At 39.7% G+C, this 17,212-nt stretch carries 16 protein-coding genes; 8 read left to right on the top strand and 8 right to left on the bottom strand.

From position 1 onward, the window contains the following. Positions 1-19 precede the first annotated feature (19 nt). Entirely contained in the window at positions 20-3,115 is a 3,096-nt protein-coding gene (locus tag BUC12_RS02085; RefSeq protein WP_062175512.1) for a hypothetical protein, read from the top strand. Positions 3,116-3,351: 236 nt separating this feature from the next. Here BUC12_RS02085 and BUC12_RS02080 read toward each other — a convergent pair whose 3' ends face one another. The 8 genes from BUC12_RS02080 to BUC12_RS02045 form a co-directional block, all read right to left on the bottom strand. Next, positions 3,352-4,383, bottom strand: a complete 1,032-nt coding sequence (locus tag BUC12_RS02080; RefSeq protein ID WP_062175511.1) for an inorganic phosphate transporter — start codon at positions 4,381-4,383, stop codon at positions 3,352-3,354. Positions 4,384-4,395: 12 nt separating this feature from the next. Continuing rightward, positions 4,396-5,043: a DUF47 domain-containing protein gene (locus BUC12_RS02075; RefSeq protein WP_062175510.1), complete on the bottom strand. Its 648-nt coding sequence runs from the start codon at positions 5,041-5,043 to the stop codon at positions 4,396-4,398. Between the two features lie 179 nt (positions 5,044-5,222). After that, on the bottom strand, positions 5,223-6,452 hold the full coding sequence (locus BUC12_RS02070; RefSeq protein ID WP_062175509.1) for an ABC transporter permease: 1,230 nt from the start codon (positions 6,450-6,452) through the stop codon (positions 5,223-5,225). Then, positions 6,449-6,808 carry a 30S ribosome-binding factor RbfA gene (gene rbfA, locus BUC12_RS02065; RefSeq protein ID WP_062175508.1) on the bottom strand — a complete coding sequence of 120 codons (360 nt, stop codon included), beginning with the start codon at positions 6,806-6,808 and terminating at the stop codon, positions 6,449-6,451. Before rbfA ends, BUC12_RS02070 begins: the two co-directional genes overlap by 4 nt. Before the next feature lie 87 nt (positions 6,809-6,895). Continuing rightward, positions 6,896-7,528, bottom strand: coding sequence for an O-methyltransferase (locus tag BUC12_RS02060; protein ID WP_062175507.1), 633 nt, complete (start codon positions 7,526-7,528; stop codon positions 6,896-6,898). Between the two features lie 91 nt (positions 7,529-7,619). Then, the gene (pyk, locus tag BUC12_RS02055) at positions 7,620-9,086 is read right to left on the bottom strand and encodes a pyruvate kinase (RefSeq protein WP_062175506.1); all 1,467 of its coding nucleotides are present in this window, start codon (positions 9,084-9,086) and stop codon (positions 7,620-7,622) included. A 28-nt stretch (positions 9,087-9,114) separates the two neighbouring features. Further along, a complete protein-coding gene (gene aroQ / locus BUC12_RS02050) occupies positions 9,115-9,540 on the bottom strand; it encodes a type II 3-dehydroquinate dehydratase (RefSeq protein WP_062175505.1) in 426 nt (141 codons plus the stop codon). Positions 9,541-9,639: 99 nt separating this feature from the next. Beyond that, on the bottom strand, positions 9,640-11,538 hold the full coding sequence (locus tag BUC12_RS02045; protein ID WP_062175504.1) for an amidophosphoribosyltransferase: 1,899 nt from the start codon (positions 11,536-11,538) through the stop codon (positions 9,640-9,642). A 219-nt stretch (positions 11,539-11,757) separates the two neighbouring features. On the opposite strand from BUC12_RS02045, the gene BUC12_RS02040 reads away from it, so the two are divergent. From BUC12_RS02040 to BUC12_RS02010, 7 genes are all read left to right on the top strand, one after another. Next, positions 11,758-12,285 (top strand): TetR/AcrR family transcriptional regulator, encoded by a 528-nt coding sequence (locus tag BUC12_RS02040; protein ID WP_062175503.1) that lies wholly within the window; start codon positions 11,758-11,760, stop codon positions 12,283-12,285. A 12-nt stretch (positions 12,286-12,297) separates the two neighbouring features. Further along, complete coding sequence (locus tag BUC12_RS02035) at positions 12,298-12,690, top strand: hypothetical protein (RefSeq protein ID WP_062175502.1); 393 nt, start codon at positions 12,298-12,300, stop codon at positions 12,688-12,690. A 105-nt stretch (positions 12,691-12,795) separates the two neighbouring features. Further along, a complete protein-coding gene (locus tag BUC12_RS02030) occupies positions 12,796-13,413 on the top strand; it encodes a hypothetical protein (protein ID WP_062175501.1) in 618 nt (205 codons plus the stop codon). Next, on the top strand, positions 13,406-13,690 hold the full coding sequence (locus BUC12_RS02025) for a winged helix-turn-helix domain-containing protein (protein WP_062175500.1): 285 nt from the start codon (positions 13,406-13,408) through the stop codon (positions 13,688-13,690). Before BUC12_RS02030 ends, BUC12_RS02025 begins: the two co-directional genes overlap by 8 nt. 250 nt (positions 13,691-13,940) lie before the next feature. After that, positions 13,941-14,618, top strand: coding sequence for an ABC transporter ATP-binding protein (locus tag BUC12_RS02020; protein WP_062175499.1), 678 nt, complete (start codon positions 13,941-13,943; stop codon positions 14,616-14,618). 4 nt (positions 14,619-14,622) lie between these two features. Beyond that, entirely contained in the window at positions 14,623-15,882 is a 1,260-nt protein-coding gene (locus BUC12_RS02015; RefSeq protein ID WP_062175498.1) for an ABC transporter permease, read from the top strand. Positions 15,883-15,914: 32 nt separating this feature from the next. Then, on the top strand, positions 15,915-17,171 hold the full coding sequence (locus tag BUC12_RS02010) for an ABC transporter permease (RefSeq protein ID WP_062175497.1): 1,257 nt from the start codon (positions 15,915-15,917) through the stop codon (positions 17,169-17,171). Positions 17,172-17,212: the final 41 nt, after the last annotated feature.

Below are 17,212 nucleotides of genomic sequence, written 5' to 3'. Positions count from 1 at the left end.
AGATTACATTCAAAGTAAGATGAAGAAATTATTGGCATTTATATATATAGTCTGCTTTACAACTATGGCTGTATATTCACAGGATTGTAGCGATGTTATTGCGACATCGACAGTTACACCTTCCACCTGCCAGAGCAACGGTAGTATTACGATTACATTTTCGGGGGCTTCTGCAGAGAATCTGGTAAGCCAGCAATACTCACTAAAGTCTGTAACAGGGAGCCTTTCCATAGGGCCTGTGAGTACTAATGTGTTTAACGACCTGCCTCCGGGTACTTATAATCTGGAGGCTGCCGGTTACTGTGGCAGCATATCCGGAGAGCCTATTGTACGTACTATAAATAATGTAGTAGTCACCGGTGATTATGTAGAACCCCGGTTGTCTTTTGTTGCCACGGCAGCGACCAGTAGCGCGTCTGTACCGACCTCACGTAATTCGTACGCAAATTGCAGCACTGGGCTTATCGTTGTATTCATGGAAAACGGAAATCAAACCACTACGCCAACCTTTACCATTACATCCGCCCCCTCGGGAGTTACTGTTCCGCAAACAGTAAGTGCGACTAGAGCAACCAGTGGATCGGCCACTGCCGGATGGCGCTATACGCTCGACGGTACCTGGCCTTCCGGAACATATACAGTTGCCACCAACGACGGCTGCTATACTGCCACAGCGTCATTTATAATCGATGAAATTACTACTGTTCCTCCGGGATCTAATCAGAGGTATTTTTACCCATACGGAGATGGTACCGAATGCTCGAAGTTCTATTATCAACCATATTATAGTTATTCATCCACTACCTATCCCGACTGGTACAGGTATTACTATGACGGATTATTTGAATATGGGATAGCACCTGTAGGGGAAACGCCCAAAGATGAAAACTGGTTCCAAGTGAGATACTTTAGCGGATCAAGTTCAACATACAGAGACTTGTTTGATCTGAGCCCGAATAGTGTATCGGATTTTTATACCGCAAATTCTTTAACTGTTTATACCAGGGTAAAAAGTTGTCCAACAGCCATTACATCCTTCAATACTTATAACCCGTATCAGACATCTATGACCTACAGTACTAATATCTGTACCGGTGTCCGAACTTATAATCTTACTTATTCGAAAACCAGCTACCCTTACTATAATATGTTCTGCTATCCTCTGACAATCGAAGTCACTAATAAGTCAGACGGGTCACAAGTATATTACAATGATAATTATTTATATACTGATACAAATTTTACTTGGGCATGTAATCCTGGAGATGACCAATATCTGAGAATTACCGATGCTTCAGGATTTGTTATCCAGAACAATTATTCGATGGTTGGAGGTACACCGTCGTCAACAAAACCATCAGTCACATTTAATACTATTAGTACTTATCCCGAATACAATAATTGTGATTCCTATAAAAGAACTTATTATACAAATGCAGGTACCCCATGTGAAGGTGAATCGGCTTTACCCTGCTATGTAACGGTAACCGATGAATTTGGTGTTGTATTTAAACTCGATACATTGACAACTACAAGCTCCAAAACAATTGATGGCCTACAATATGATGTAACATATACATTTACTTTCGTTTATCCTAATTGGGACAATTATACTATTACTACGTCCTTCAATCTACCACGGGCAACTTATATTGCTGATAGCTTTACCTTGACTAAAAGCAGTACTTCTACCTGCTACGATAACAGAGGTCAATTAAGAGTATCAGCAGGGAACTCGTACAAAGCCTATAAAGCCGGCTCAACAATTACAGTCACAGGGCCTGATGGATATACAAGTCAAACCTACACTTTCACTACAAATTCAACCAGCGGCAGTACTGGTTATTACTATACTTTTCCTGAAACCAATCTTCCACCCGGTGAATATACAGCTACTGTTATCCATTGTGGTCAAACTTATACCGCAACAGCAAATATAGTAGGAGGTTATACGGGGGATAATATAGGCTATACCACAACACAGGACTGTATGGGTATGCAACTCTATCCAACAGGAGGTATTTCCAACAATGGTAATCCTCTTGCTACCGTGTATTATCGTATGACGTCAGTACCATCGGGAAGTGGTGCCGGGTCTAAAGTTATAGCTAGTACTAGTAACGACTACTTCTTACTTAATATTCCAGGAACTTATATTCTGGGAGTAATGACAACAAACAGCATCAGTGCTTGTGCGATAAAGTTGGATACGATCGTTTACAATCCTGCTCCGATGGCTTTGGATACAGATAAAACAAGTGCATATTCGTGTCCTTCCGGTCAGACCGGATATCTTACCTTACAAGCAACGAACGGTGTTACTCCATATACTTATACTGTATATGATGCGACGAATACAACTCAATTGACTCCGCCAATGACCTCGAGCAGTGCAATCGACCTCGGAAACTTTGGTATAGCGAATGAGACCTATACCGTACGTATGACCGACAGTTGCGGTAACTCTTTTAATCAGCAGGTTACACTTGTTTCTCTAGACAGAACAGCTTTAGCCTATGGGGTAACACCTGTATGTTACGGATCACCCATCACCGTCAATGGATTTACAGTTACAAATGCAACTTATTCTTGGACAGGTCCGAACGGATTCACCTCTAACGAAAAAAATCCTGTGGTACCTAATGCAACCAAAGTGAACGAAGGATGGTATAAAGTTGAAATAAATAGTATTTCGTGTGGTATAACAGTAAAAGACAGTATATATATATCGGTATATGATCCTGTAAGTGTTGCCGATCTGGATGGAGTAATGCAGGAAGCAACTTTCTGTCCCTATCAGGCGATTATTGTCGGACAAGCTGCCACCGGTGGTAGCGGAGTCTTCACATACCAATGGGCATACAATAACAACACTGCCGGTACCGGAACATGGGTTAATCTGACCGGAGAAACAAATCCTACATTTAGGTCAACCTCTACCACTTATATGTTCACCAGCACAATAGCAAACCCTTCACGCAGGTATTTGCGACTCGCAGTTACAGATGCCACGTGTGGTACATTCTATTTGTATTATCATACCAACGTCAGAGCATGTACATTCCTTGTCAATCCTGATCTGAAAAGTCCGGGAGCACCTCGTGCCGATGATTAAAACAAACAATAGAATGAACAACTAGTAAATAGTATCATTATATATAAAACGGGTTCAATTGATTTAATTGAACCCGTTTTTATTTCTTTAAGTGAGGATAATAATATGTGATAGTAAAACACCGGGGTATTACGTTCCATACAAAACAAGCCATAGAGGTACACAAAATAAAAAGTGAGAAGATATTCAATCTTCTCACCCTAGTATATTTTAAAGTTACTTACCTCTGAAAAAATTTAGATAAAGAAACCTAATATCCAATATATAATACCTGCCATAACTGCACTGATAGGAATTGTTATAATCCATGCCAACAAAAGATCTTTGGTTACTCCCCATCGCACTGCTGCCAAACGTTTTACAGAACCAACGCCAATAATGCTACCGGTTATTACGTGTGTTGTACTTACCGGCACATGTAATTTTTCGGTAATAAAGAGAGTAGTAGCACCCGCAACCTGAGAACAAAAACCCTCGAGCGGAGTAATTTTAGTGATCTTATTTCCCATGGTCTTCATAATCTTGAATCCTCCTGCCATTGTACCAACAGCGATAGCTGTAAAACAGGCAACAGGCACCCAGATATGCATATCCTTATTGATATCTGTCATATAGAAAAATTCATGAATGTTAGGATCGGCTTTTGATGCTGCAATAAGAGCAACAGCTATAATACCCATAACTTTTTGAGAGTCGTTCAATCCATGGCCGATACTCAACATAGCTGACGACACTAGTTGTAAGCGTTTGAACCATTTATCGGCTTTTCCCGGCTTAATCTTCCTTGCCAGATGTAAAGTAATCAAAGTGATTATATTACCACCGACAATACCTATAAGCGGAGCTATAAATATGAATATGATGATAACACCGACAGTACCCAGATGCACCGACTCGAATCCGTATCCGGCAATACCGGCACCGGCAAATCCTCCGATAAGAGTGTGAGACGACGACGACGGGATACCAAACCACCAGGTAATAAGATTCCATGCAATTGCGGCTATAAGTCCGGCTATCACAACATGTGATGTTATGAATTCGGGCTCTACGGTCTTAGCAACCGTATCGGCAATACCGAACTGTCCGATCAGATATTTTGCGATGAAAAGTGCTACAAAATTAAAAAATGCAGCCCATAACACAGCCTGACGGGGCGTTAATACTTTTGTCGAAACCACCGTTGCCACTGAATTAGCCGCATCATGAAAACCGTTGATAAAATCGAATATAAGAGCGAGGATTATTATAATTATCAGTAATGTCATCGAATAGCTTTTTTATGAATATTTGATGATGATAGTTTTGATTATCTTACCCACCGCTTCCTGTGTATCAGTCGCCTTCTCTAGCTCGTGTAAAATATCTTTCAGCTTGATAACTTCGATAGCGTCTTTTTCATTTTCGAACAAGTCTATCAGAAAATGCTCATACACATCATCCGCTTTAGATTCTATCTCATGCAATTTTTCACAATATTCAGTTACTCTAGCCGGAGTCTTTTTCAGTACATCCAACTCATCTATTGCCTTGGTCAGACACTCTCCCGACTCACGTACCAATTGAGCAAGAAGCCTCGCGCTTTCGGGCATCACTTTCGGGCTATACAGCATAATCCTTTTTGCACAGCTGTTGATATGATCTACAACATCGTCCATTCTGCTTGACAATGCATTGATATCTTCTCTGTCGAATGGAGTAATAAATGTGTTGTTCAACTCTTCAAAGATCTTGGCTTGTAGTTTATCGCCTCTGCGTTCCTGATCTTTTACTTTTTTATAAAGCTCTACTGCTTCTGCATGATTTTTAGCTTGAACACAAGCGATAATCAATTCGGATGCTGATAAAATCACATCAGCCATTTGGCTTAGTAGAGGGAAGAATTTGTTCTCTTTAGGAACAAATCGGTCGAAAAAATTATTCTTCATATATGTAGAATCCTATAATGGTAGATACGTGTCTTTTTCGTACTAGACAAAGATAAGTCAAAAAAATAAAAATGTAAACTATTTTTAACAACAAAGTAAACAAAATGTAATATCAATTGTTGTCTCTATTTTGCAAAACCCTTTAAAAACAACGGCATCAAATGTGTACATAACACAAGTTAAACTTTTCGATTAAGCCGTTTTTTCAGGTTATTAACAGGATAAAGAACTATCAGCCCTCCTATAACTGTTACCGTAATAAAAACAAAAAGAATATCTGATACCATTACCTGTACCGGATAGGCGTTTATTACAAATGCGTCGGCATCTTGTCCAAGTTTCAGGATACCAAAATGTTGTTGAATCAGACATAAAACCAAGCCTATAATTATTCCGGAAACAGCCCCGGTCATAGATATAAGCCATCCTTCAATCTTGAAGATACGCGTGATCAGGGCATTATTTGCCCCCATATGTCGAAGGATATCAATATCAGCACTCTTATCCAGTATAAGCATCGAAAGTGACCCGACGACATTAAATACAGCAATAACGAGTATAAAAGCCAGAATAAGGAATGTTACCCACTTCTCTACATTTACCATCCGGAAAGAATCAGCTTGCTGCTCGAACCGGTCTTTCACCAGATAATCATCTCCCAGTAATTTTTGTATTTTCGTTTTGGCTTCATTCGTGTTCTCATTGTTTTTCAGTTTGATATCTAAAGACGATACCTCGCTGGAATATCTGAATAATTCACGTGCCAGTTCTAATGACACCAGAATAACATTCTCATCATACTTAACCTGATTGAGTGTGAAAATTCCGGCGGGATATGTATAAGCTGTAGTAAAAGCACTGGAAGGATTTGCTAGTTGAACTTTTACATCACGCTTTGGCGAGTATATTTCTATCGGGGAGATATTATCGATTCTCAATCCGAGATTTGCAGCAACACCTACACCAGCGACACAAAAGTCGACATCGCCCTCGCGTAGGCTGAACTCACCATACGTAACCAGCCTTTCTGTGTTTACCATGTCCCGGAAGTGTTTTGACACTCCTTTTATCTGTACCGGGGTTTGCCGGTCGCCGTATTTTACTAACGCATTATCCTCTACGGTCTCAGATATAATATCAATCTCAGGCAGTCCTCTGACTTCGTCAAACACTTTAGTTCCGGGATCAAAGGCCTTTCCCTTAGCCACTGTAATTTGCAGGTCAGGATCCATCACACTGAATGAGTCGGAAACCAGTTTTGTAAAACCATTAAAGATGGAGAGTGTGCACACTATAGCCATAGTCGCAATAGCAATACCACATACCGATACCATCGATATGACATTGATCGCATTGTGCGACTTTTTAGAGAATAGATATCTTCGGGCTATGTAAAATGAAAGATTCACTCCTTGTCTTCCTGCTTGTTATCTGTATTGAGAAGACGGTCGATGTTCTCAAGATAATCCAATGAATCATCCAGATAAAAGACCAATTCGGGTATAATACGCAATTGCTTTCCTAAGCGTTGACCAATATCGAAACGAATAGCCTTGACATTTGCCTTGATATTTTCCAATAATTCAGCTCCTTTATTCGAAGGGAAAATACTCAGATATGCTTTCGCTACGCTCAAGTCGGGACTGATCCTTACTGCACTGACCGACACCAATATACCCGGCATTCCTTTTGTTTGCAGAAGGAATACTTCCCCGAGTTCTTTCTGAATCAAACGGTTTATCTTTTGTTGTCTTGTTGTTTCCATTTAAATATATGTATATTGTATATGATTTATCGCAGCCAATAACTACGAGTCTGAAGGACAAAGATACAATCAATTTCTAGAGTATCCTTACTTTTTCCAGATAAGAGTAAGTCCATCCCTGATTGGCAAGATCACCTTTTCTACTCTATCGTCTTTTGCTATCTTATCATTAAACTCCTGTATACCTATCGTTTGCTTATCGGTATGATGCGGTATTTCCAAAACCTTTCCGTCCCACAATGTATTATCTGCAATAATAAGCCCTCCTGATTTTACTTTGTCAAATATAAGATCGTAGTATTGACAATAGTGCCTCTTATTGGCATCAATAAACACAAGATCGAACACCCCATTCAGAGTTGGAATTATATCGAGGGCATCACCTACATGTAAGTGTATTTTGTCTTCGAGTTTCGATTTATGTAAATGCTTCATTATAAAATCTTCCAACTCGTCATTTACCTCTAATGTATGTATTTCGGCATCATCGTCCGCTCCCTCTGCCAAACATAGTGTTGCGTAGCCGGTATATGTGCCAATCTCCAGAATCCGCTTCGGTTGAACCATCCGGCAAAACATTTTCAGTAACCGCCCCTGTAAATGTCCTGACAACATACGGGGACGCAATAGATTGACATGCGCATCTCTATTCAGATTCCTTAGCAAATCTCCTTCGTCGTCTATATGGGATAATATATATTCCTCTATAGCGTCAGTCATAATTATTTCATTTAAAACTTAACAAAAAAAGAAGTGGTAATGTAGAATCATTACCACTTCGTAAATATATAGATTTCCTAAAGAATTCTACTTATTCAACTGGTACGAAATATTTGTCACCAGCCTCCAAAACGCTTCCTACTTTTTCTATTTCAAGGAATGAAGTACCACCCTTTCCATCAGTAAACGAACCGCTCAAATAAGTTACATAGTCATCAGCATGTAATTCTTTCGCTTCAGCTAATTTTTTCATAGCTTTCAGGAAATATTCTTTATGCTTGTTAGTTGTATAACCGGTATCTTCCTGGTAATGTGCATTTACACCATAACAAACAGATAACTGGCGAGCAGTTTCTACATTACTACAGAATGCGTGAACCGGGCTTTTGCTACGGAAAGCAGCCAAAGTACGGGCAGTACGTCCTGTAACACTATCTGTGATAATAGCTTTAACGCCTAAACGGCTACAAGATTTAACGGCTTGTTTTGCAAGGAATGAAGTTCTGTCGTATTCCGAATCGCTGAAAGGTACAGGAATATCTTTCTCTTCCAGTTTAGAAATTTCAGCAGCACGGGCTACCTGAGCCATAGTGCGGACAGCTTCTACCGGATATTTACCGTAAGCAGTTTCACCACTCAACATCACAGCATCCGTTCCGTAATATACAGCGTTAGCGATATCGGCTACTTCAGCACGTGTTGGGCGTGGATTTTCGATCATAGTGTGCAACATTTGTGTAGCAACGATAACCGGTTTTTTATATTCGATTGCTTTACGGATAAGCAGACGTTGGATTCCGGGAATATTTTCCTGAGGAACTTCGATACCTAAGTCTCCACGAGCTACCATCACACCATAAGCATGTTCGTAGATTTCGTCGATATTATCAACACCTTCCTGATTTTCGATCTTAGCGATAATCTTGATATTGCTGTTTTGAGCATCCAATATTTTTTGAACATCCAAAACGTCTCCTTTATGTCTCACAAATGAGTGAGCGATAAAGTCAGCGCCGTATTTAATTGCGATATCAATACATTTTTTATCTTTTTCTGTGATAGAAGGCAATTGAATGCTTACTCCCGGTATATTCACGCTCTTACGGCTACCGATTGTTCCGTCATTTTGTACTTCTACGATCAGATAGTCATTTGTTTTTTCAATAACTTTCAATGCAGTTTCACCATCATCGATAAGAAGTACGTTACCTACAGGAACGTCTTTAACGATACTTGGGTATGAAACAGAAACTTGTTCAGGAGTCGACTTTACATTAATATCGCCGATTACTTTCAGTTTATCTCCTGTTTTTACAACAATTTTCTCTCCGCTTTCAGTAGCAGTTGTACGAATTTCCGGACCTTTAGTATCCATCATGATACCTATAGTAGGAGACACTGCGCGTACATTATTGATTACTTGCACGAAACCTTCTTCGGTCATGTGTGCAGAGTTCATTCTCACAACATTGATTCCTTCAGCATAAAGCGATTTGATGAAATCAACATCACAACGCATGTCTGAAATTGTTGCAACAATTTTCGTTTTCTTAAACATAAGACTAGTTTTTAATTATATTAAGTATTTATTTTTCATTCACAAAAAATTCGATAGCCAAGCGATACGATTCCAAACCCAAACCAACAACTGCCCCCTTACAAGCCGGAGCTATCATCGACTTATGCCGGAATTCTTCACGGGTATGTATATTAGAAATATGTACTTCTATTACCGGTGTAGTTATCGATTTGATAGCGTCATGCAATGCTATAGATGTATGTGTATATGCCCCGGCATTTAACACAACCCCGTTGTATTCGAAGCCAACTTCATGGAGCTTATCAATCAATGCACCTTCGTGGTTAGACTGAAAATAGGATAATTCGCAACGATCCTTATAAGCAACGACCAACTCCGAGTAATAATCTTCGAACGAAGTATTACCGTATACAGATGGCTCACGCTTACCCAATAGATTGAGATTTGGACCATTAAGAACTAATATCTTCATGAAATAACAGCGTTTTAGTAATGCAGGAGAATTTTAAAAAATTCACATACAAAGATAATTATTTTTTTGTTGATAAGAGTTATTCAAAATATTAAATGTTCAATACGATCTTTTGTCTACTCCTTCTACATAATTCAGAAAAGCCGTATTTACCATCCGGTTTCCTCCCGGTGTCGGGTAATTTCCCGAAAAATACCAGTCTCCGTTGTTTTCGGGACAAGCTTTATGCAGGTTCTCTATACTCTGGAATACGATTTCGACTTTAGCTTCTGTTCCTGCAGGAGTAAGCATCTGAGCCATTTTAGCGGATATCTCCTCGTCAGTAAATGGGGCGTAAATCTCCTTCACATAATTCACCACTTCTTCTTTCGGTTTATTACGTTGCGCAAGCGATTTTTGATATACCTCATCTATTATATATTCCAATCCCCTATCTTTTAACAATTCGACAGCAGCCCTGAATGCAGCGAATTCGCTCATTCTCGACATATCTATACCATAGCAGTCCGGGTAGCGTATTTGGGGAGAAGATGATACAACAACTATTTTTTTCGGATGTAAACGATCCAACATTTTTATAATACTCTGTTTCAAAGTCGTCCCACGCACTATACTATCATCTATCACCACCAGATTATCTTCATATGGACGGATAGAATCGTATGTTACATCATAAACGTGTGCCGCAAGGTCGTCCCGTCCTTTATCTTCCGATATAAAAGTACGTAATTTTATATCTTTAATAGTCACTTTTTCGGTACGTACCTTCATAGCGAGAATACGGGTAAGGTCTTCGTCTGAGATATTCTCGCCTTTCTCCCTGATCTTGCGGAAACGCACTTGCTGCATATAGTTTTCGAGCCCTTGAGTCATTCCATAAAAGGCTACTTCAGCGGTATTCGGCACAAACGAAAACACCGTATTCCTAAGGTCGGAATCTATTGATTTCAGAATATCCGGCAACAAAAGCGTACCCAATTCTTTCCGCTCTCTGTAAATATCTGCATCCGAACCCCGCGAAAAGTAAATACGCTCGAACGAACACGGTGCATATGCTTCTTTCTTCTCTATTATCTGGGGAAACTGTACTGTACCATCCTTTTTCACAACAATAGCCTGCCCCGCAGGAAGTTCACTTATCTGTGCCACATCCAGATTTAGGGTGGTCTGTATCACAGGACGTTCGGAGGCTACAACTACAATCTCGTCATCCATATAATAAAATGCAGGACGAATACCCCAAGGATCTCGGAATACAAACGAGTCTCCGCAACCGATCAACCCACCTATAACGAATCCTCCATCCCAGTTTTCGCTGGCACGGCGAAGCATAAAAGGTATATCGAGATTTTCTTCAATCACATCATTTAATTCCTTGCCCTTTACGCCCGAATCTTTACCATATTTATCAAACTGATATTGTACTTCACGATCGAGGTGATGGCCTAGCGACTCCAACAATACAAATGTATCGGCATAGTCGCGTGGATGCTGCCCTTCCTTTACCAAATCGGCAAAAATTTCATCCACGTTGGTCATATTGAAATTCCCTGCTAATGCCAGATTTCGCGAAGCCCAATTATTACGGCGCATGAAAGGATGCACGTATGATATACCGCTTTTGCCGGTAGTACTATACCTGAGATGCCCTAAAAAAAGTTCACCGGCAAATGGCAAATAATTTTTTGCATAAGCCGGATCATCTAATTTTTCGGTCGGAACCTTTTCATAATTACTCGCTACATTGCCAAATATTTCGGATATAGCACTCGAGCCTGTAGCTCTTTCCCTGAATATAAACTCGTTACCGGGAGTAGCATCTAGCTTTACAACAGCCAATCCGGCACCTTCCTGCCCACGGTTATGTTGTTTTTCCATAAGCAGATAGAGTTTGTTCAGCCCATAGCGCCAGGTACCATATTTTTCCTGATAATATTCCAGTGGTTTTAGTAGTCGGATCATAGCGATCCCGCATTCATGCTTTAAAGCTTCTGTCATTGCAGTTTACTTAATTGGGAGAATGTTGATGATTTTCTTTCCGTACATTTATTTCTTTGCCAAAAAGTTATTACAAAGATAATGCGAAAATCGGACGAAAAAAACGGAATTTACTTAATAGAATTCTTTTGACTCTTTTTTAATTTATTATTATGTCATATATTTACATACCATACGGTATGGTTTTATTTTAATAATAATAAAGACGCGAGCAACAGAATGAAGAAAGTGACTAAAACAGATTGGCTTGAAGAAGGATTGAGGGTATTAGCAACTGAAGGTTATTCTAAAATAACTATTGAGAATATGTGTAAATCACTCAGTATTACAAAAGGCTCTTTTTACCATCATTATAGAAGCATCGACGAATATATTAAATCATTGATGGAGTATTGGCTAAAAGAAAACACTATTGCTTTAATAGAAACCACAGAAACCTTTACTGAACTGGATGAAAAACACATTAAGCTAAATGAACTGACATCTGCGATATCTCAAAAAGCCGAACAGGTAATCCGCGCATGGGGTTTTTCAAATAACACTGTAAGGCTACACGTCCAATTAGTGGACAATATGCGCATGGAATATCTGACCCAATTAAACATACAGACAGGAATGGACGAAAAGGATGCTCAGGATTACGCCTTAATCGAATACAGTACTCTGATAGGAGTCCAGCAATTGCGCCCCGACATTACCAAAGAGGAATTCAACCACCTCTATCTCTTATTCTCTAACAAAAACTAAAACATAAAAATCATGAATTACTGGTTTATCTCAGCTGGATCATTTCTACTTATCTGCCTGCTTATCCATATGATTGCAGGCGACAAGAATTACCGTATGCTAAATCCGAAAAAGAACGATCAGGACAACAACAAGACTTTCGGTTTCTGGCTTATGGGACGTGGTACATTTCAAATGGTGAGTGTAGATTTATTACTGACCTCTGTTTGCATTTTCCTTATGGGTATTAACGTAATCCCTTATAACTTTCATCTCGCCCTTTTTATCTCCTTGCTTTATGCCGGATATCTCCTATTCTGGCTACTGACTTTGTATGTATCAAAAGCAAAACCGACGAACTACATCGAACAAGGGCAATGGGTTATATTCCTTATTAGTTTTATACTTATCATTTTAGGTTTATAAAATAGATACAACAAATTATTCGCAAATATATTTATAAAATAATTTGGTTTATAAAATAAACTAGTTTACATTTGCAGCATACTCTTTAAACTAAAACCGTAAACTATGAACAATTTAACCAGCGAAGAACGCATCAAACTTATAGATGAAATGATAGCCCAAACCAGAAACAACACCCAGAAAGGTGCTGGAAACGTCATGATCATATGCGGCTATTGCGTGGCTATAATAGCATTATTGAATATTCTTTTAGTATACACACTAGAACAGCCTCAATATGCGGCATGGATATGGTTATTAAGTATCCCTATGACCATCGTTAGCCTCATCATAAACAAAAAGAAAGACAGGCGAGCTTTAGTTAAAACTCAAGTAGACAAAATAATGTCGAAAACATGGATAGCGTTCCTACTATCAAATATAGCTTTATTAACTGTTATTTTTAGTTCATTCTTTGTTTTCGACACATGGTTATTCGCCGTACTTATCACTCCTGTTATTTTAATAATGCTTGGTTCCGGACAATATATTACAGGTGTAATTATGGGGTTTAGACCTTTCTACTACGGATCGGGATTATTCTGGATAGGAGCTATCTTGTGTATAATCCTCTACCCTATCATACACCAAACCGGTCAATTTGTGATTCTGGCAATATGCATGATAGCAGGTTTTGCTGTTCCCGGACACGCACTTAACCGTAAAGCAGAAAAAGATGTTTAAAGAATTAGACCCTCTATTGCATTCACAGTTACGTTTGGCAATCATGTCACTGCTTATCTCTGTAGAAGAGGCTGATTTTGTTTTTATCCGCGAAAAGACGAATGCTTCGGCAGGAAATCTAAGTGTGCAAATCGACAAACTAAGTGAAGCCGGATACATCAATGTCAATAAATTTATCGATGGTAAAAGACCCCGGACAATGTGTAAAATCACAAAGAAGGGAATCGAGGCATTCGACTCCTATGTAAAAGTTTTACGCGAATACATCGGAAAATAAAATATCAGAACTGTTTTATGATAACTTGTAACCTTTCATTATTTAATCGGTCTTACTTATTAAACCAACTCTTTTGATTGGGTAAAAAAAGTCCAACCTCCGGGAGCATGTGCATTTTATCTACCTTAATTGACAAAAAGAGAAAAAAATCAAAGAAATATTTGTATTCTTGTGACTATTTTCAATAAATAAAGACATACATATAAACTTCTGATCTGTAACAGTTGCCCACAACTATAATTTAGACAATGTGATAACAATTAATAATCTAAACAAAACGTACTATGGAGGTTCACCCCTTCATGTATTGAAGGGAATAAATCTCCAAATAGACAAAGGCGAATTTTTGTCAATAATGGGTTCGTCCGGATCCGGAAAATCTACATTGCTTAATATCTTAGGTATACTCGACACATACGATACCGGCGAATATTATTTGGATAATGTACTGATCCGTGACTTGAGTGAAACCAAAGCCGCTGAATTACGCAACAAGAAGATCGGATTTATATTTCAGTCATTCAACCTGATAACCTTCAAAAATGCGATGGAGAATGTTGCATTACCCTTATATTATCAGGGTGTAAGCCGTAAAAAGCGTAATATTATAGCGATGGAATATCTTGATAAAATGGGATTAGCCAGCCACGCTGAGCATTTACCCAACGAATTGTCAGGAGGACAAAAACAGCGTGTTGCCATTGCCCGGGCTTTGATAGCCCAGCCACAGATCATTCTTGCCGACGAACCTACAGGAGCATTAGACAGTAAAACGTCGAAAGAAGTGATGGGAATACTTCGTCAGGTTAATGAAATAGACGGAATCACAATGATTATTGTAACCCACGAACAGGCCGTAGCCGATGCTACCGACAAAGTAATCCATATAAAGGACGGAATTATAGGTTCTATAGAAGTAAGAAAATAATCCTATGTTAGACTTCGACGCATTACGAGAGATAGGTTCTACCATCAAGAAGAACAAGCTACGGACATTCCTCACCGGTTTTTCCATCGCCTGGGGTATTTTTATCCTGATAGCCTTGCTTGGCGCAGGTAACGGATTGAAGAATGGTATTACCTCTAATTTTTCAAACAGGGCAAAAAATGCCGTCAGTGTATGGCCAGGCTCTACGTCTATTCCATTCGAAGGGTTACCATTAGACAGGGTTGTCAAATTTGACGATGAAGACCTTGATATGCTAAGGAACAAAATACCCGGAGTAGACCACGTTTCAGGACGTATACACAGCAATTCCATCATATCCTACGGCACGAACTACGGATCATGGAATCTGTTGGGAGTACACCCTGATGCTGCCTATATCAACAACATAGATATGACAACCGGCAAAGGACGCTTTATCAATGAAGTGGATATCATAAAACGGAGAAAAGTGATTGTAATCAATACCGAAATGGCAGATATACTGTTCCCCGGTAGCGACCCAATGGGTAAATTTGTCACAGCAAAAGACGTTTCTTATCTGGTAATAGGAATATTTAAAGATAATACCGGCCGGACAAGTACACCATCGTACATTCCTTTCTCTACGGCACAAACCATCTATCGAAAAAACTACGGTACAGACAGGCTCGATTTTACAGTAAAAGGGCTGACTACAGTAGAACAAAATGAAGCTTTTATAGAAGCATTCAGAGAAAAAATGGGGGCATTGCATAAGTTTGATCCCAAGGACGAATCGGCTATCTCGATATGGAATACGGCAGAAGATGTAGCTCAAACAGAAAGCATATTAAACGGTATCACTTTGGTAATATGGATCATCGGGATATGCTCGCTTATATCGGGAGTTGTAGGTATCGGTAATATTATGCTGATAACCGTACGCGAACGCACCCGCGAATTTGGTATCCGAAAGGCTATCGGAGCAAGTCCTATATCGGTATTGAATCTGGTATTGCTGGAATCAATAGTCATCACTACCCTATTCGGGTATGTAGGAATGATGTTTGGAGTCGGACTTATGGAAATGATCAATTATGGTATGCAAAGTGCAGCCTCCGGAGCTTCAGGAGAAGGCCCCACTGTATTTAAAGATCCAAGCGTTAATCTGGCTGTGGTAATTATATCTACCGGTATACTTATCGTGGCAGGAGTGATAGCCGGTAGTATCCCTGCCATAAAAGCGATAAAGATCAGTCCGATAGAAGCAATGAGAGCTGAATAAATTTTATAATTAAAGAAATAGATTAGAAGTTTATGTTCGATTTAGATAAATGGCAGGAAATATGGAACACCATTACCGCGAATAAAGTCAGAAGTATAATGACGGGATTCGGAGTATTCTGGGGCATCTTTATGCTTGTACTTTTAGTCGGTATAGGTAATGCTTTCGAAGGCGGCGTTATGAAAAGTGTCAAAGGATTCGCAACTAACTCTTGCTTCTTCTGGACCAATGCCACCAGCGAACCTTACAAAGGTTTCAGAAAGGGGCGCCGATGGGTAATGAACAACCGGGACATTGAGACAATCAAATCTCAGGTAAAAGGTGTAGAAGAAATTTCGCCTATGCTATTCGGTGAAAGTTCATCCAAAAATGTAGTTTGGGGCAGAAAGTCAACAGGAGCTCAGGTGACCGGGGTTTATCCGGGACACTTTAATATCCAGACACAGACAGTGCTCCATGGACGACTCTTTAATGATCTGGATATCCAGAATCAAAGTAAAGTAGCCTTACTCGGGCGTACTGTTGCCCAGAATCTTTTTGACAAGGATAAAAATCCTGTAGGCGAATATATCCGGGTAAATGGTATTTATTTTCAGGTAGTGGGAGTTATACGCCCCAATTCACAAGCTCAGGTAGGTGGCGACGCACTAACATCTGTTTATCTGCCTTTCAGCACCATGCAAAAAGCATTCAACAGAGGAGATACAATCTATTTTATGGCGGCCACAGCTAAGCCAGACGTCCCCGTCACCTTAATAGAGAAACAAATTAAGGACGTTATCAAGAAAAATCATAGTATAGCACCGAATGACGATAAAGCATCCCGTAGTTTCAATATGGAACAGGAATTCAAGACTTTCCAAAATCTATTCTTGGGCATACGCTGGCTTATCTGGTTTGTGGGTATAGGCACCCTACTTTCGGGGATTATCGGGGTCAGCAACATTATGTTGGTTACAGTACGCGAACGTACCCGCGAAATAGGAGTCCGGAGGGCTCTGGGAGCCAAACCGATAGCCATACTCACCCAAGTTATCAGCGAAAGTTTTGTACTGACGTTCATCGCAGGATTCGGAGGGCTGTTCTTGGGAGCGATAATACTTGAAATGATCAGTATGGGTATGCAAGGTGCACCCGACGATGGCATGGTGTTTATCCCTCCGTTCGTATCATTCGGTACAGCAATGATATCTATGTCTATACTGGTCTTCTCAGGCCTCCTTGCCGGATTTATCCCTGCTATGCGGGCAATGAGTATAAAAGCGATAGATGCTATCCGTGAAGAATAAAAGTTACAATAGTTTAGATAAAAATAAAATAGAAAATAAAC

The organism is Indolivaga macrotermitis, from assembly GCF_900128985.1.
GTDB lineage: Bacteria > Bacteroidota > Bacteroidia > Bacteroidales > Dysgonomonadaceae > Dysgonomonas_A > Dysgonomonas_A macrotermitis.
Note: the sequence above shows the minus strand (reverse complement) of the source record. Positions and strands in the feature narration are given on the sequence as shown.

Excerpts from the sequence above, each read along its gene's own strand:
- BUC12_RS02040 (WP_062175503.1), top strand. The coding sequence starts at position 11,758 with ATGAAGAAAGTGACTAAAACAGATTGGCTTGAAGAAGGATTGAGGGTA.
- rbfA (WP_062175508.1), bottom strand. The coding sequence starts at position 6,808 with ATGGAAACAACAAGACAACAAAAGATAAACCGTTTGATTCAGAAAGAA.
- BUC12_RS02025 (WP_062175500.1), top strand. The coding sequence starts at position 13,406 with ATGTTTAAAGAATTAGACCCTCTATTGCATTCACAGTTACGTTTGGCA.
- BUC12_RS02030 (WP_062175501.1), top strand. The coding sequence starts at position 12,796 with ATGAACAATTTAACCAGCGAAGAACGCATCAAACTTATAGATGAAATG.
- BUC12_RS02015 (WP_062175498.1), top strand. The coding sequence starts at position 14,623 with ATGTTAGACTTCGACGCATTACGAGAGATAGGTTCTACCATCAAGAAG.
- BUC12_RS02035 (WP_062175502.1), top strand. The coding sequence starts at position 12,298 with ATGAATTACTGGTTTATCTCAGCTGGATCATTTCTACTTATCTGCCTG.
- BUC12_RS02085 (WP_062175512.1), top strand. The coding sequence starts at position 20 with ATGAAGAAATTATTGGCATTTATATATATAGTCTGCTTTACAACTATG.
- BUC12_RS02080 (WP_062175511.1), bottom strand. The coding sequence starts at position 4,383 with ATGACATTACTGATAATTATAATAATCCTCGCTCTTATATTCGATTTT.
- BUC12_RS02010 (WP_062175497.1), top strand. The coding sequence starts at position 15,915 with ATGTTCGATTTAGATAAATGGCAGGAAATATGGAACACCATTACCGCG.
- BUC12_RS02075 (WP_062175510.1), bottom strand. The coding sequence starts at position 5,043 with ATGAAGAATAATTTTTTCGACCGATTTGTTCCTAAAGAGAACAAATTC.
- aroQ (WP_062175505.1), bottom strand. The coding sequence starts at position 9,540 with ATGAAGATATTAGTTCTTAATGGTCCAAATCTCAATCTATTGGGTAAG.
- pyk (WP_062175506.1), bottom strand. The coding sequence starts at position 9,086 with ATGTTTAAGAAAACGAAAATTGTTGCAACAATTTCAGACATGCGTTGT.
- BUC12_RS02060 (WP_062175507.1), bottom strand. The coding sequence starts at position 7,528 with ATGACTGACGCTATAGAGGAATATATATTATCCCATATAGACGACGAA.
- BUC12_RS02045 (WP_062175504.1), bottom strand. The coding sequence starts at position 11,538 with ATGACAGAAGCTTTAAAGCATGAATGCGGGATCGCTATGATCCGACTA.